Raw genomic sequence first — 15658 nt, forward strand, 5'->3', positions numbered from 1 at the left:
TTGAGTGAGGTTTTTATATAAAATTGCTGCAATGTAAAAAGTAGTGTTAATTACCTTTCTAATTCTCTCACTATATAGCCAAACAAACTGGCCTCACCAACAATATACACATAATCGTTTTTGTTATTCATTATTGTAGATTTATCGTCGTACCATCTAAAATCGTGCGTTTTGTTAGTTGTAGGGTCTTTAAAGTATAAACGAGTACAACTATCTTCATAATCAGACCCACATTCTTGTACATCAGTGAGGATATATTCCTTATACCAATAATCGCCTTGCGTGTAGTAAGCCCATAACTCAATGGGGGCAGAGAGTAAAAAATAGAGAGTTGCATAGATTAACAAAGGGAGTAATGGGTAGATGAAGATTAATGATAACTTCATTTTTGTATCTGAAAAGCTATCTTTAAGGTGCTCTCTATAGTCACTGCAACGTCTATATTTTTTGATTACAAGTACATGGAGATAGATAAATGATGCCCCGCAAAAAATAGGAAGCGCTATATAAAAAATAGCCTCATAAATTTTATTTTCGATAAATGGCGGGTCGGTAAAATCCATTAACATAAGCATGGCAATGCTCAGTATTGGAAAGCTTATTATTGCTGCAAAGATCAAGTTGTCATTATATTTTTTCAATTTTAATTCATCCGTGAATTATAGTTTTTTCTTAGTTTACAGAATTTTTATTTTTTACAAAAGCAGTGGCTTTAAAACAAAAAAACCTTGGCACTTTCGTGGCAAGGTTTTTTATAACGTAAGCTATAAAGCTTAGTTAGATGTGAAGCTCACAGGGCGACGTTCTTTACGAGGACCGCCACGCTTATCACCGCGTTGGTTGTCTTTGTTAAAGCTACGCTTTTTATCACCACTTGGGCGCTCAGCGCGTTCACCACGTGGCTCAGCTGGGCCTTGATCTTGTGTTAGTGTCATACCCATTGGGCGTTTACAAATAAACACTTTTTGGAAGTGATCAAGTACATCTTTAGGCATGTTTTGCGGTAATTGTACCGTACTGTGACTGTCGTGTAGACGAATGTCACCAATAAACTTGCTTGAGATATCAGCTTCGTTAGCAATCGCGCCAACAATGTTTTTAACCTGTACACCGTGCTCACGACCCACTTCGATACGGTAAGTATCCATAGGGCCTGCATCGCGGCTGTTACGCTCGCGAGGTTTACGCTCAGGGCGGTCACCACGTTCGTTACGACGACGGTCATTGCGATCGCCACGCTCGTTACGTGTATTACGCTCGTTGCGAGGTTGAATCTTAACTTCTTCAACTTTAATTGGCGACTGTTGCTGTGCTAAACACAGTAATGCACCCGCTAGGTCTTCTAAAGATAAGTCTAGTTTTTGTGCCATGCTAGCAGCAACTTCATTGAAGAACGTAATGTCTTTGTTTTCAAGAGCAAGCGTAAGCTTTTCTTTTAACGCATTAATACGTTTTTCTTCAACTACTTTAGCTGTAGGTAGCTCAACCTGTGCAATTTCAGACTTAGTATGACGAATGATATTTTTAAGTAAATAACGTTCGTTATGCTTAACAAATAAAATTGCTTTACCAGTACGTCCAGCACGACCTGTACGGCCAATACGGTGAACGTAGGCTTCTGAGTCTTGTGGAATATCGTAGTTGATAACTAAGCTTAAACGGTCTACATCAAGACCACGTGCTGCTACGTCCGTTGCAATAACAACGTTTAGCATACCGCTTTTTAAGCGATCTACCGTGCGTTCACGTGCTTGCTGGTTCATGTCACCATTAAGTGGCGCAGCAGAAAAACCTTCGCGCTCTAGTAACTCAGCAAGTTGCACTGTGTCGTTACGTGTACGTACGAAAACAATAGCACCTTCGTATTGCTCTGCTTCTAAGAAACGAACAATGGCTTTGTTTTTATGTACGTGTGCATTCCAAAACACTTGCTCAACAGATGATACAGTTGAGTTACGCGCAGATATATGAACCTGTTCAGGGTTATTCATATATTTGCTGCTGATGTTTTGAATTTGCTTAGGCATGGTCGCAGAGAAAAGACATGTTTGCTTTTCGCGCGGTGTTTTTTCCATGATGTTTTCAACATCATCGATAAAGCCCATACGTAACATTTCATCGGCTTCATCAAGTACAAGTGCTTGTAAAGCATCAAACTTGATAGTGCCACGGTTTATGTGATCGATTAATCGACCCGGAGTAGCAACAATAATTTGTGCGCCACGACGAAGTGCGCTTAATTGAATGCTGTAGCTTTGGCCACCGTACAGTGCTAATACTTCAACACCACGAGTACCTTTTGCATATTGTTCAAATGCCTCAGCAACTTGGATCGCAAGCTCACGTGTAGGTGTGAGTACAAGGATCTGTGGCTGTTTCACAGACGGGTCAATATTGTTTAGTAACGGCAGTGCAAATGCTGCAGTTTTACCTGTACCCGTTTGTGCTAGTCCCAGTACGTCCTTTCTTTCTAGCAATAACGGTATACATTGAGCTTGGATTTCAGATGGTGTCTTGTAACCCAACTCTTCAACTGCCTTTAAAATTGCAGGAGAAAGATTTAGAGATTCAAACGTGACTGGTTCTGACATTAATACGCCTCAACGAATTTAAAGAGGCGCGCATTGTATAGGAAATACGAAGCAATTGCTTGTATAAATTACAACTAATTTGTATGTGGTTGATGTTGGTCGAAATTTAACCAGTTTAAATTTTTGATTTTTTAAACTGGTTAACAAGCTATATACAAAGCGTTATTTATATAGGCCTAGATTTTCTTTTGCGTAAGCTTCAAATTCAGTAAAACCACCAATGTGGGTTTGATCTACAAAAATTTGTGGCACAGTTGGGCATGGTTTTCCTGCAGACTTTTCTAAATCCGCTTTGCTAATGCCTTCTTTGATAATATCGATATAACGAAACTTAAAATCATCACGCTCATTTGATAGTTGCTCGGCAACATCTTTAGCACGTACACAAAATGGGCAGCCTTCGCGGCCAAAAATTACTGTAAGCATAATACTCTCCTCAATTTAGTTGGGTTCATATTAAACGATTAATTAATAATTTAAAGCGCAAAAAATCGATTGGTTAATTCTGTTTTACTGTTAACTCGCTTAATTACTCATTTGCCATGCATTTTGAATTGCAATTTGCAAAAGCGCATTTATGTAAAGGATGTGTAATTTTTAAATCTAATGAATTCATCGTATTAGTAAAGGCGCTGCAAGTGGCATGTAAATTGATATTTAACTACAGAGCCATTCTTATTAGGAACGATGATGAGTAATAACAGCCATGTTTTAGAAATTATTCAAGGGGTAATTGCCCGCTTTTGCAAAGCAGACAACACAAATGTGGCAATTACACTCATCAACAAATTACAGTGTAATTATATTTGTTTACAGGTGTCTCCTGAGCAAATGATTATCCAGTGTGAAGCGTTTATTTTACCTTCGCTAAAAGCCGCTAAAAGCCAATTTGTGCTAACAGTAGAGGCCAATTTACAGGGTATTAATTTAAATTACTGGGTAGATTCGAATCCTGAAATGCACACCATTGATATACACGGTTTACTTGCAACCCGTGAGCCAATTTCATCGGTAGATACAAACAAAGAGTTTATCAGCGCAGCCAATAGTAAAGACGACTTAGAGCAAAGCATTCATTACCTAGTTAATTTAAGTGCGCAAAACTATGGTTTAAAACTCGCCGACAGCAACCACACCAACGCTTTAAGAATTGAAGATTCGCGTCACCTATCTGCAGAGCAACTTGCGAGTAACTTTTTAAATAATGGGGCGTCTCAGAGTATAAAAATTTGCGCATTTGATGCGCTCAGTGAGCTGCAAAGCCATCACGCTATTTCTCAACCTGTATTGGCGTGGCCGTTTTTTGATACTGACTTAGTAAATGCGGTTAATAATTTAAATACCCACAGCAAATTATCTGTATTGGTTGCTGATGACAGCTTGCCAAGCCAAGTTGCGACCAAAGTCATGCTTGAAATGCTTGGCTGCGCAGTAACCTGTGCAGAAAATGGCTCAAGTGCCTTACTTATTGCCCAGCAAGAACCTTTCGATTTACTGCTGTTAGATGAGCGTATGCCAGGTATGTTTGGCAGTGATGTAGCTCAGCAGCTCATTAAACAAAACACCCCAAACGATAACACGCCAAAAGTTATTTTAACGGGCATTACTGAGGAGCAACAAATTGCTCAGTTGTTCGAAAAAGGGGTGACGCACTATCTTCAAAAACCGGTAACAAAAGCTGTATTAGAAGAGTTTATTAAGCCTTGGCAAGCTGCCTAAAGGCCCGTTTAGGAGGACGTTATGAACGATTTATCAAAAACAGCTTTGCTGCTCATTGGTTTTCAAAATGATTACTTTTCGCCTGATGGCATTTTATACCAAGTGGTTGAAGAGTCATCAAGAGTAACCGGCGTGGTAAATAACACGTTAGCGCTGCTCGACAAGTACATAGATAAATTTGCATTAGTGCTCAGTACGCCTATTCACTTTACACAAGATTATAGCGAGCTTAAAAACCCAATTGGTATATTAAAAGTGATTGCCGAAGTAGGGGCTTTTAAAGCCGACTCTTATGGTGCTCAAGGCATTAAAGAGTTTGATAAATATGGCAAACGTATTATGCAAATACCCGGTAAACGCGGGTTAAATGCGTTTACTCATACAGAGCTTGCAAATGTGCTTAATAAAAATGGCATCACTAACATTGTTTTAGCAGGCACGGTGACCTCTATTTGCATTGACTCTACGGCGCGCTCTGCGGTAGAGCTTGGCTTTAATGTGACGGTACTTAATGACTGTACATCAAGCAGAACGCCGTTTGAGCAATCATTTTACTGTGAAGAGGTTTTTCCGCTTTATGCCAAGGTGTGCAGCCATACAGAATTAGTAAATGAATGAGGCGCATATGGAAGAAAAAGACGAGCTACAAGTACAAGTTCATTACGCGCTAATAGAGCAGCTTTCTGCAAATACCCGCAGGCAAACTAAGTTACTTGCCTTACTTGATGAATGTGTATTTGAATGTGATAAATATTTAGTGTTTAGCTACGTGAACGAAGCATGGCTTAATAAGTTGGGTTTTACGCCGGCCATGCTCATAGGTAAAAAAATCACATCGCTGCTAGAGACCAAAGACTCGTTAAAGCTGTCAGCGTATATTGAGTCTATTTTTGAAGGCGTTTTTAGTGCCAGTATAGAGCTGCAAGTAAAAAATAATGACGGCCTTACTAACTGGTTTGAAATGCGCTTGGCATGCGACGATAGCGGCGGGTTTATTGGCTCGTTACACGACATTCAACGACATAAAGACTACCAATACTTACTCACCCAGCAACAAGAGTACGCTAAGCGACTTTCTTTAGTGGCAAGCCACACCAATAATTTAGTTATAATTACCGACCGATTTGGCAAAATAGAATGGGTTAATAAAAGCTTTGAAACGCTTACTAGTTATAAATGTGAAGAAGTCATCGGGCTTAGCCCCGGTAAACTGTTGCAAGGGCCTAAAACAAGCTTAGAGTCGCGCCAGTTAATGGCTAAAGCGATTAAAAATGCCGAGCCTTTTCAAATAGAAACCGTTAATTATGATAAAAATAAAAACGAATACTGGGTTGCTATTGATGCTACCCCTGTAAAAGATGATGACGGTAATGTTAAGCATTTTATAGCCATAGAAACCAACATTACCCAGCGTGTAAAAGCTGAACAAGCCATGGCAGAAATAGAATATAACTACCACTCTGTAGTCGATAACATCCCTGATATTGTATTGAGGTTAGATGCGCAGGGCGGGTTATTGTTTATGAACAAAGCATGGCAAGATTTTTTCCAAACAGACATAAATAAACACCTTGGCTTACCCATTGCTAATTTTGTAATGGGTGAGGATGTGGAAAAGCTAAACACAGCTCTTACAGGCTACAGTAGTGGCAATCGAGAAGTTAAACGTTTGGATATTAGGTTAACCAACGCGCTTAATGAGCCAAATTGGGTTGAAATGACCCTCACACCCATTACCTCATTTAATGGCACACACTTAACGTCTATAGCGGCGACCGTGGTTGATATTCAAGAACGTGTGATAGCTGAACAAATACTCTTAGATGCTAAGCACCAGGCTGAATCGTTGGCTGAGTCTAAAAGTCGCTTTATGGCCAATATAAGCCATGAAATACGCACACCTTTAAATGCAGTGATTGGCTGTGCAGATATCTTACACGACACGGGTCTCACAACAGATCAAAAACGTTACACCCAAATGATTAAAACAAGTTCAGATGCATTATTGAGTATTTTAGATGACGTGCTGACCTACTCACGCTTTGAAGCGCAAGCAATCTCAATAGATAATCAGCCATTTAGCCTCGATATTTGCTTAGAAGAGGCTATCGATATTGTAAGTGAAAGCGCCGTGCAAAAAGGCCTCGAACTTATTTTTGATCTGCACCCTGATGTTCCTGCGCAGGTGGTGGGCGATCATGGTCGTATAAGGCAAATTGCAATAAATTTACTCTCAAATGCCATTAAGTTTACTCAAAAGGGTTCACTTATAGTGACAGCACAGTGTGTTGAGTTTGAAAATAATAAATTTACGTTGCAGCTTAGCTTTAAAGATACAGGAATAGGGATTGCGCAAAACAAGCTCGAGAGTATGTTTAAGCCGTTTATTCAATCAGATAACTCTATCACTCGAGAATATGGCGGCAGTGGCTTAGGTTTAGCCATATGTAAGCAAATATGTGATGCTGCAGGGGGCAGCATTACTGTTAACTCGCAGTTTGGTAAAGGGAGTGAGTTTATTGTGAATTACCCTTTGTTAATAGATACAAGCGAGCAGGTGCAAAGAGAAGGCTTTTCAGCCAGAACCAAAAAGCCCTATGTGTGTGTGATTAGTAAAAACTTGCAATTAAACACGGCGATAGAGCATATGCTTACTCGCCATTCGATAGATTTTTCACGCCTTGAAAACATCGAAAAGCTAGACAGTATCAATACGCCCGACGCTATTGTTACCACTAATAAAGCCGATTTAGACGCAGCGCAACAATTTTTAAAAAGTTACAAGAGCCTAAATAAACCGTGTTTATTACTCATAGACCTACTGGGTAAAAACCAAAAAACAGAGGCGCCGAGCTCTGGTATGTTGATGTTTAATGGGCCTTTTAAGCCTTCGCATTTGCCCAGAGCGATTGCTGCGCTTGAGGAAGAGCTTTTTCATCTTGATATTATTTTTACTAATAAAAAAGAAACCACACTAAACACAGCCACTATTAATGCTCAGCCATTTAAAGGTACGCACGTACTCGTGGTTGAAGACAATAAAAATAACCAAATTGTGATTCAGCAATTTTTAGAGCAGCAAGGGTGCTTAGTTAAAATAGCCAGTAATGGGCAAGAGGCGATTGAAAAAGTTAAAACGCAAACAATAGATTTAATATTTATGGATATTCAAATGCCAATTTTAGACGGTATTTCTGCCACTAAAAAAATCAGAGAGTTAGCTATTGTCACCCCTATTATAGCGTTAACAGCGAATGCGATTCATGGAGATAAAGAGCGTTTTATTAAAGCAGGAATGAATGACTATTTAGCTAAACCAATTATTAGCGAAAAACTCAATTTGCTCTTAAATCAATACTTACCAAAACTTAATGACGCTAAACACTCTAAGTTAGAGCGCATTAACGAAATTTGGTCGTTATTAAAGTAACAAGCAATGCAACCGTGCTTTTAGGTTAATAGTTACTGGTGGCCTTAAGGTATTTATGATTAAAGTTTTTAGTTGTTAAGTAAACAAACATAAATAGTGGGGTTAGCAAAAATTTAACCTCAAAAGGTTAAAATTGACTGTTTTCTCAAAAAAAGCGATGGCATTGAGTAATGCGTAGTCAATTACTTTTACTGCCTAAAAAGCCTTAATGTATTAAGCAAAACTGTAAATAATGCTGAAATACTAATCCTTTTTAATTGATTGGGTTGTGTAGGTTGGTTCTAAATAATTATTTTTAAATTGGTTTGCATTTTGCAAATCAAAATGAAATTGAATCCCATAATGCAAATATCCGCTTAGCTATTTTTTATTATCCCTATCAAAGTAATTCATTTACCCATTGATTTATAAAGACTTAAATTTTTTATCATCATTAAATTTATTATGGCATGGCTTTCGCAATATAAACACCAAGTAGAGCGAAGTTATCATTGATATAAATTTGCTAAGTAGTTAAATAAATTTTAAGGGTGTCCATTATGCAAACTAATACTAAAGTTAAACAGCAACCAAAAAAAATGTCTTTTGTTCTTACTCCAGAGTTAATGGTGCTGTCTATTATTATTGTTGCAGCTGTTATTGTTGGTGCAACAGCACTGCGAGGCACCGTTACTATTGAACCTGTTAATAAAGGTAATACCGAGATGTTCACCAATAAATTTAGTAATAGTGATTTAGATAATGCCACTATTGAAAGCAACACATTAAACTACGCTCAAAACATAGATGAGCAACCTGCCCAATCAGGCACACAAGGTTTAAACAACTAAACAATACTTCTCCTTTAGTATTTATTTCGGCTGACTCTAAGCAATTAGGTCAGCCTTTTTATTTTTAAAGCCACTTTATACCCAAACCATCGCTTACTCCTGCTCCCACTTTAAATCAGCTTGCGTGTCAGTGTGATTTGCAAAATGCAAATATACCCATCAATAATTCTTGACTAACAGCCCGCCTTTAACTAATTGAATTTTATGTATTTATTTTTTATTTTGACGGGTCGTTTTGGTCTGCAATTTGCAATTTATGTAACAAGCTTACGGTGAGCCCTTATTTGTGGAGAAATTTATGAATGCTTTTAAAAGTTTAGAGCCTATCAATACGGTCAACATTGCACGCTGGCATGAACTTGAGCAAATTATGGCTCATGCAATGAAAAACCATTGTTTTAATATGGTGTACCAGCCGCTTGTATCTTTAACAAGTGGGCAATTAGTTGGCTTTGAATCATTAGTACGCTGCGAATCTTCACGCTATGGTGTTGTTGGCCCAGATGAATTTATTCCGCATGTAGAACAGTCAGGTATGATTTTAGATTTAGGTGATTGGATTTTTAAGCAAACCCTAAGCGATTTAAGCCAAATGAGAAAAATAGGTATGAATGATATAACTATTTCATTGAATATTTCGCCGGTACAAATTATTGAAGGGGATGTGTTTTCTAAAGTAATGAGCTTACTTGATAAGTATCAAATAGACCCCGCAGCCATAAAAGTAGAATTAACAGAAACAGCATTAATAAAAAGTCCGCAGCGTATTGCTAAAACATTTGAGCATTTTCATAAAGAAGGGGTAAAAATTTGGCTAGACGATTTTGGAACGGGCTATGCCTCTTTAGGCCTTTTAAGGCAGTTTAATATTGATGGGCTAAAAATAGATCGCAGCTTTATAAGTGGCATTACAACGAACAATGAAGACTTTACTCTGTGTAGTGCAATTATTGCTATGGCGCAAAGACTCGGGTTAGAAACCATTGCTGAGGGGATTGAACAGCGCGAGCAATTACAAATATTAGAGCAGCTAGGGTGTGATGTAGCACAAGGTTACTTACTCGGAAGACCAAGTAGTTTAGCTAATAATACGGCGACATGGGTAAAAATGTACACTTAACTTAATGTTTAGATTTGCAAAATGCGAAAAACGACTTACTCTAAAAGTATAAAAGCTTTGTATCACAATAATAAATAAAGGCCTAATATGCCAATACCTGAAGAATATATTGATAACACCATCACTCAAGCTCATGTGCTAGCGCAATTAGAGCAAGATGTTGGCTCACTCACTTTAGTAAGGCTGGTAAACTTATTTATTAATGAATTAGAAGAAATGCGAGTTCGTCTTAAAAATGCAATTGATGAGCAAGATGAAGATAATATTAAAGATATAATGCACGTACTTAAAAATTCTGCGGCGCTATATGGCGCATTAACTTTGGCAGCCCTTGCCAGTCAATTACATGATTACCCCCCCGTTACCATTGATGAAAATATTCACGCTGCTCAGATCGTTCAACATAATCTAGAAAAAACCCACGCTGCATACCAAGTTATTGCTAATAATATTACTTAAAAGGCTCTGCCATGAACGATTCTCAAAAAAAATCACTGGTTTATATAGTAGAAGACAGCATTGCAAGCGGGGCTCTTTATGCGAGTCAATTAGAGCAAGCAGGGCACGAATGTAAACACTTTACCGATGGCTACTCGGCCTTGGTAGGTATAAAAGAGATGATGCCTGATGTCATTGTCCAAGATGTTTGTTTACCCGATATTAGTGGCTTAGAAGTGCTGCAGTTTGTTAAAAAGCAAGAAAAGCCCGCTAACGTAGTCATGATCACCTCAAATAGCTCTATTGATGTTGCAGTAGAGGCAATGCGTTTAGGTGGTTTTGATTTTTTAGAAAAACCGTTTTCAGGCCAGCGCTTAGTGAGCGCCGTAGATAGCGCGCTTTCGCAAAAAGCGCCTCCTGCAGTTAAAATTCAAGAACAAAAAGCGCAAAACACTTCCGGGTTTATTGGTGAATCGTTAGCAATGCAAACGGTGTTTAGGCTTTTAGATAGTGCAGCGCGAAGCAAAGCATGTGTTTTTATTACCGGTGAGAGTGGCACAGGTAAAGAGGTGTGCGCGCAAACTTTGCACGACACTAGCCCACGAAGTGAAGGGCCGTTTATTGCAATTAACTGTGCTGCTATTCCAGGAGAGTTATTTGAGTCAGAGTTTTTTGGCCATGTAAAAGGGGCCTTTAGCGGAGCGCTAAGTGACAGGAAAGGGGCTGTAGAAGTTGCAAACGGTGGTACTTTATTTTTAGATGAGCTGTGTGAAATGGAGCTCAACCTACAGGCTAAGTTATTGCGTTTTTTACAAACGGGTGCGTTTAATCGGGTAGGTAGTAGCGAGGTTTTACACAGTAATGTAAGGCTAGTGTGTGCAACAAATAGAAGCCCTGTAGTTGAAGTTGCCGAAGGGCGTTTTAGAGAAGATTTATACTATAGGCTTAATGTTATTCCTGTAAAGTTACCTCCGCTACGCGAACGAGCTGGCGATATAATGTTGCTTGCAAAGCATATTTTAAAGCAAAAAAGTGAAAGTAACGCTAAGTTATTCCATCGCTTTTCAAAAGAAGTTGAAAACCTTTTTTGTAACTACGATTGGCCAGGTAATATCCGTGAGCTGCAAAATGTTATCGAAAATATCGTTGTTATCAACGAGGGTGACGTAGTTGAGTTAGATATGTTGCCAAGCTCATTTGGTGTTAATTCTGCTATTCCAATCAAAAACAGCAGCTCGTCTCAATCTGCGGAGCAAATACAAACTAACTCGCTTATGGGCGTACACGACATAGAGCCCCTTTGGCAGGTTGAAAAAAGGGCAATAGAGTCGGCAATAGCCGTATGCGATGATAACATTCCACTTGCTGCGGCCTATTTAGGCGTAAGCGCCTCGACTATTTACAGAAAAATAAAAGGTTGGAGTTAGCTTTACGTTTCTTACTTACACCTGCTTGGTGTTTATACTGTGCTAATGCTACTTAAAAAGAGCAAGGTGCCTGTTTTATCTAACATTTTATTATTCTGCTTACAGCTTATAATTCTCCTAATCACATTAAACAAGGCTACTTAATAAAAGCGAGTCGCCTGCCATTTCGTTCTCAGTTACATTTTCATGGTTGAAATAAACAAAGATACCCTAAGCTCTATTACTACACCCTAAGTTTAATAGTAAAAGGAGATCATAATGAGTAACGTTAATTTACAGCCAGCGAGTGTAATGCAGCCTTTAGTGGTAAGCGATTTAGATAACAATGACGTGAATTTAGTTGACCGCGTAAGCGACAAACCTTGGAAAATGATAGTGGTGTACAGAGGCCAGCATTGCCCTAAATGTACCGAACAACTCAATGAGCTTGCAACAATGCATGACGATTTTGCCAGCGCAGGTGTAGAAGTTGTAGCAGTAAGTGGCGATAGCGAAGAGCAGCTTAAAAAGCATCTTGAAAAAATAGACGTAAATTTCCCTCTTTATTACAATTTAACCATTGAGCAAATGACTGATTTAGGCTTATACATTAGTGAACCGCGCAGTGATGCTGAAACAGACCACCCATTTGCTGAGCCTTGTATTATTGTCTTAAACGAAGATAACCAAGTACAGATGCTTGATAAATCAAATAGTCCATTTGTTCGCCCAAGCCTTAAGCAGGTGCTAGGCGGTATTAAATTTTCACGCGAAAACGACTACCCAATTCGCGGTACTTTTATTAAGTAACGTGTATTGAGTAATTTGATGAATATACGAAGAGGGCACTTTTTTGTGCCCTTTTTTATTTTTTTTTCACTTTTTTTAATTTAATTACTTGAAAACTATTTTACTGCCCATAAATAGTTTAGTGAGGACGCCTGATGGGTCCCAAAAAAATACAGAAGTTATTGAAATTTATATTATTAATTTAATTATGTTGTACTTGTTCAAACGAAAAGTAACAACATTATATCGCTTAAATATGAGGATATTATTATGCGTACAGTAGACTTATCACCACTTTATCGTTCATTCATCGGCTTTGATCATTTAGCATCTTTAATGGATGCGGCAGCTCGTACAGACAAGCAGCCTAGCTTTCCTCCTTATAATATCGAAGCACTAGATAAAGACAAATACAGAATCACTATGGCCGTTGCTGGTTTTAGTGAAAATGAACTGACCATTGAGTCAGAGAACAACACTTTAAAAGTTGCAGGCACTAAACCAAACAAAGATGAAAATGAAGAGCGCAAGTTTATTCATCAAGGTATTGCGGAACGTAACTTTGAGCGTAAGTTTCAACTTGGGGATCATGTAAAAGTACTCGGTGCCGATTTAGCCAACGGTCTGCTTAGCATTGACCTAGAGCGCGAAATTCCAGAAGCACTTAAACCTCGTAAAATTGAAATTGGCGGTGGAAACCTAATCGAAGGTAAATAATCGCTAATAAACATTTTCCCTGATTGTAGCCGCCTCAACTGAGGCGGCTTTTTCGTTTTTATAACTCGTTTATATGCGTTAAATAATAATTTGCTTGGGCTAAGGTCTGCTGTTGAAGTTGGGGTGTTTGTTTATCCCAGTTTCTATAAACCATGCCAATGCGTGGGTTTTTTTCAAGTAATGCGCGGTGTTTATCCATAAATTTCCAATATAAGCTGTTGTAAGGACACGCCTTCTCACCTACTTTTTGCTTAACATCATAATGACAGTTTTTGCAGTAATCGCTCATTTTATTGATGTAATTACCACTGGCTGCATAGGGTTTAGTGGCGATAATAGCATCATCTGCAAATTGGCTCATGCCACGGGTGTTAGGCATTTCAACCCATTCAATGGCATCAATATAAACCCCTAAATACCATTGGTCGACTTCATTAGGGTCGATGCCTGTTAATAAGCAAAAATTACCAATGATCATTAATCTTTGAATATGATGAGCGTATGCGGTGTCTAAGCTCTGCGTTAATGCATGGCTTAAACAGTTCATTTTTACATTACCCTGCCAAAAGTACCCTGGTAACGACTGGTTGGCCTGTAATTGGTTTTTTTGTGCATAGCCGGGCATGTTTGTCCAATATATACAGCGAACATATTCACGCCAACCTAGGATTTGCCTAACAAAGCCCTCTACTTGAGAAATCGAAATTGTGTCTGGGTGAGCATTAAATTCGTCAATTACACGCCTAATAACGTACAGCGGGTGGATTAACTTGGCGTTTAAAGCAAATGATAAACGGCTATGGTACAAGCTGGCGTTATTTGTAACTTGGTCGGTCATTGCATCTTGAAACTGGCCGAAATTTTTTAGTAGGTGGATACAAAAATACTCTAAACACGTTTTGGCTTGTTTGCGAGTGAGCGGCCATGGCAGCTGCTGAGGATTTATTTCACCAAAGTAATTTACGTTATGTTTTTTAAGTCTGCTAATGATAGAGCTTACATCGTTATTAAATAATTTTGGCGGGGGGATAGCGTTCAAATCTGCTTTTTTAAATTTGTTTCTGTTATTACTATCAAAGTTCCATTGACCTCCTTGCGGGCTACTCCCATTCATAAGAATAGTGTATTGCTTGCGCATAGCACGATAAAAGTGCTCCATAGTCACATGTTTGTTTTTTTCAAACCGCTCGTTAATACGTTCAAATGGCAGCATAAAATGCTCAGTGTCATAGGCTTTAACGCGAAAACCAGACTCTTTTTTAAATTTACTTAGCTGTGCTTTGAGACGAAATTCATCAGGGTATTGATAATGTATTTCACTGCAACGATACTGTTTAGCTATGCGCGTGAGTAAATCAGGCAAGGTTTTGTCTTGGTGGGTATCATCTAGGGTAAGGTGAAGCGTGCTGTAATCCGCGCTTTGTAAAGCTGTAGCAAAACGCTCCATCGCATAAAAAAAAGCACATAACTTTTGCACATGGTGCTTAACGTAATTGGTTTCTTGTTTTAACTCGGCAATTAAATAAAGCGTATCAGGCTCTTTTTCTTTAAACCACGAATGCGAAGCATTAAGTTGATCACCTAAAATTAGGCGCAACACTTTATAATGAGCCATAAACCACCTAAATTTAGTTGTACGTAAAAAGCGACAACGTGGATCTAGGTAGTTTGCTCATACGTGCATAAAAGCTAAAGCTTGTGTTACTTAAAGCTTACTTGTGCGAAGTTGAGTGATTTTTTGCTCAAGCGAAATAACATTTGTTTTGTTAAACAAGGTTGTATTAGCAAAACTTTCAAAATAACGAAGCGCTTTTTGCCAAGCAAATTGTGTTTGTGCGGTGAATAAACGCCCTAAGTGCTCGTTTAAGGTATCGTAAAAGGCATCGCACAGTAGCGATATTTCTTTTGGTGTAACGCCCATCTTTTTTAAGTATTGCAAGTGAAAGGTTAAAAATGGGGCAACTGAAGATGGGTTATCTAAATGCCTAACTATACGTTCTAAAACACAATATAAAATATAACTTTTTTCGTTAAAATAAGCGGCACTTGGGTACTGCATTGTTATATTTGACTCTTCAAGCTTTGCATGAAAGCGCGCGGTAAACGCATGAAAGTTTGGCTTAACTATATGCAAACTTTTAATTAACTGTGGCTGATAAGTATTCATTAGCAATCTCATTAAATTTTGTAATTTTTATTTTTATCCACATCGGTGAGCTTTTAGTATAGTGCGTTGCTCAAATATCGCACGTAATCTAAACGTAAAAAGCACAAAATTGTATCAGTTTTATGAATTTTAGATATTTTATTTATGAATATACGGCTTTTTACGTACATATTAGTGACGTTACGATTACCATTTTAACGTCTGCATAATCATAGTACATACTGGTGAAGCTTAAAATGGGGGGTCACTGATTTTATCAAACTTATTAGTTATTATGGTTGCTAATTACCCCGTATATCCTTATAATAGCCGCCATTGTTTAGCGGTTGATTAACCACTAACAGCGATATTGAATTTTAGGTTTAATATCTATTGGCGCGGGATGGAGCAGCCTGGTAGCTCGTCGGGCTCATAACCCGAAGGTCGTCGGTTCAAATCCGGCTCCCGCAAC

14 protein-coding genes and 1 tRNA gene are annotated in these 15658 nt (G+C 38.4%); 10 read left to right on the forward strand and 5 right to left on the reverse strand.

Annotated features, from left to right (window positions below; genetic code table 11):
• Positions 1-50: 50 nt before the first annotated feature.
• From OIZ54_RS11900 to OIZ54_RS11910, 3 genes are all read right to left on the reverse strand, one after another.
• Positions 51-641, reverse strand: coding sequence for a hypothetical protein (locus tag OIZ54_RS11900; protein ID WP_264390459.1), 591 nt, complete (start codon positions 639-641; stop codon positions 51-53).
• A gap of 132 nt (positions 642-773) precedes the next feature.
• A complete protein-coding gene (locus tag OIZ54_RS11905; protein ID WP_004587284.1) occupies positions 774-2591 on the reverse strand; it encodes a DEAD/DEAH box helicase in 1818 nt (605 codons plus the stop codon).
• A 162-nt stretch (positions 2592-2753) separates the two neighbouring features.
• Positions 2754-3017: a GrxA family glutaredoxin gene (locus OIZ54_RS11910; RefSeq protein ID WP_004587283.1), complete on the reverse strand. Its 264-nt coding sequence runs from the start codon at positions 3015-3017 to the stop codon at positions 2754-2756.
• Positions 3018-3281: 264 nt separating this feature from the next.
• Between OIZ54_RS11910 and OIZ54_RS11915 the strand changes: the two genes are divergently transcribed.
• The 9 genes from OIZ54_RS11915 (at position 3282) to OIZ54_RS11955 (ending at position 13040) form a co-directional block, all read left to right on the forward strand.
• Positions 3282-4310 carry a response regulator gene (locus tag OIZ54_RS11915; protein WP_264390460.1) on the forward strand — a complete coding sequence of 343 codons (1029 nt, stop codon included), beginning with the start codon at positions 3282-3284 and terminating at the stop codon, positions 4308-4310.
• A 21-nt stretch (positions 4311-4331) separates the two neighbouring features.
• Positions 4332-4928: an isochorismatase family cysteine hydrolase gene (locus OIZ54_RS11920; RefSeq protein ID WP_004585874.1), complete on the forward strand. Its 597-nt coding sequence runs from the start codon at positions 4332-4334 to the stop codon at positions 4926-4928.
• Positions 4921-7740: a PAS domain-containing protein gene (locus OIZ54_RS11925; RefSeq protein WP_264390461.1), complete on the forward strand. Its 2820-nt coding sequence runs from the start codon at positions 4921-4923 to the stop codon at positions 7738-7740. Before OIZ54_RS11920 ends, OIZ54_RS11925 begins: the two co-directional genes overlap by 8 nt.
• A 539-nt stretch (positions 7741-8279) precedes the next feature.
• Complete coding sequence (locus OIZ54_RS11930; protein WP_054982201.1) at positions 8280-8570, forward strand: hypothetical protein; 291 nt, start codon at positions 8280-8282, stop codon at positions 8568-8570.
• 298 nt (positions 8571-8868) lie between these two features.
• Positions 8869-9690, forward strand: a complete 822-nt coding sequence (locus OIZ54_RS11935) for a putative bifunctional diguanylate cyclase/phosphodiesterase (RefSeq protein ID WP_235207553.1) — start codon at positions 8869-8871, stop codon at positions 9688-9690.
• An 87-nt stretch (positions 9691-9777) separates the two neighbouring features.
• Positions 9778-10149: an Hpt domain-containing protein gene (locus OIZ54_RS11940; protein WP_024033793.1), complete on the forward strand. Its 372-nt coding sequence runs from the start codon at positions 9778-9780 to the stop codon at positions 10147-10149.
• Positions 10150-10160: 11 nt separating this feature from the next.
• Positions 10161-11555: a sigma-54-dependent transcriptional regulator gene (locus OIZ54_RS11945; RefSeq protein WP_054982202.1), complete on the forward strand. Its 1395-nt coding sequence runs from the start codon at positions 10161-10163 to the stop codon at positions 11553-11555.
• 258 nt (positions 11556-11813) lie between these two features.
• Positions 11814-12344 carry a peroxiredoxin-like family protein gene (locus OIZ54_RS11950; protein WP_054982203.1) on the forward strand — a complete coding sequence of 177 codons (531 nt, stop codon included), beginning with the start codon at positions 11814-11816 and terminating at the stop codon, positions 12342-12344.
• A 249-nt stretch (positions 12345-12593) separates the two neighbouring features.
• On the forward strand, positions 12594-13040 hold the full coding sequence (locus OIZ54_RS11955; RefSeq protein ID WP_004585880.1) for an Hsp20 family protein: 447 nt from the start codon (positions 12594-12596) through the stop codon (positions 13038-13040).
• Between the two features lie 58 nt (positions 13041-13098).
• Here OIZ54_RS11955 and OIZ54_RS11960 read toward each other — a convergent pair whose 3' ends face one another.
• A complete protein-coding gene (locus OIZ54_RS11960; RefSeq protein ID WP_264390462.1) occupies positions 13099-14655 on the reverse strand; it encodes a cryptochrome/photolyase family protein in 1557 nt (518 codons plus the stop codon).
• A 90-nt stretch (positions 14656-14745) separates the two neighbouring features.
• Positions 14746-15207, reverse strand: a complete 462-nt coding sequence (locus tag OIZ54_RS11965; protein ID WP_004585882.1) for a globin — start codon at positions 15205-15207, stop codon at positions 14746-14748.
• A 376-nt stretch (positions 15208-15583) separates the two neighbouring features.
• Between OIZ54_RS11965 and OIZ54_RS11970 the strand changes: the two genes are divergently transcribed.
• Positions 15584-15657 (forward strand) — tRNA-Met (locus OIZ54_RS11970).
• Position 15658: the final 1 nt, after the last annotated feature.

It is taken from the genome of Pseudoalteromonas sp. A3, assembly GCF_025942345.1.
Taxonomy (GTDB): domain Bacteria; phylum Pseudomonadota; class Gammaproteobacteria; order Enterobacterales; family Alteromonadaceae; genus Pseudoalteromonas; species Pseudoalteromonas atlantica.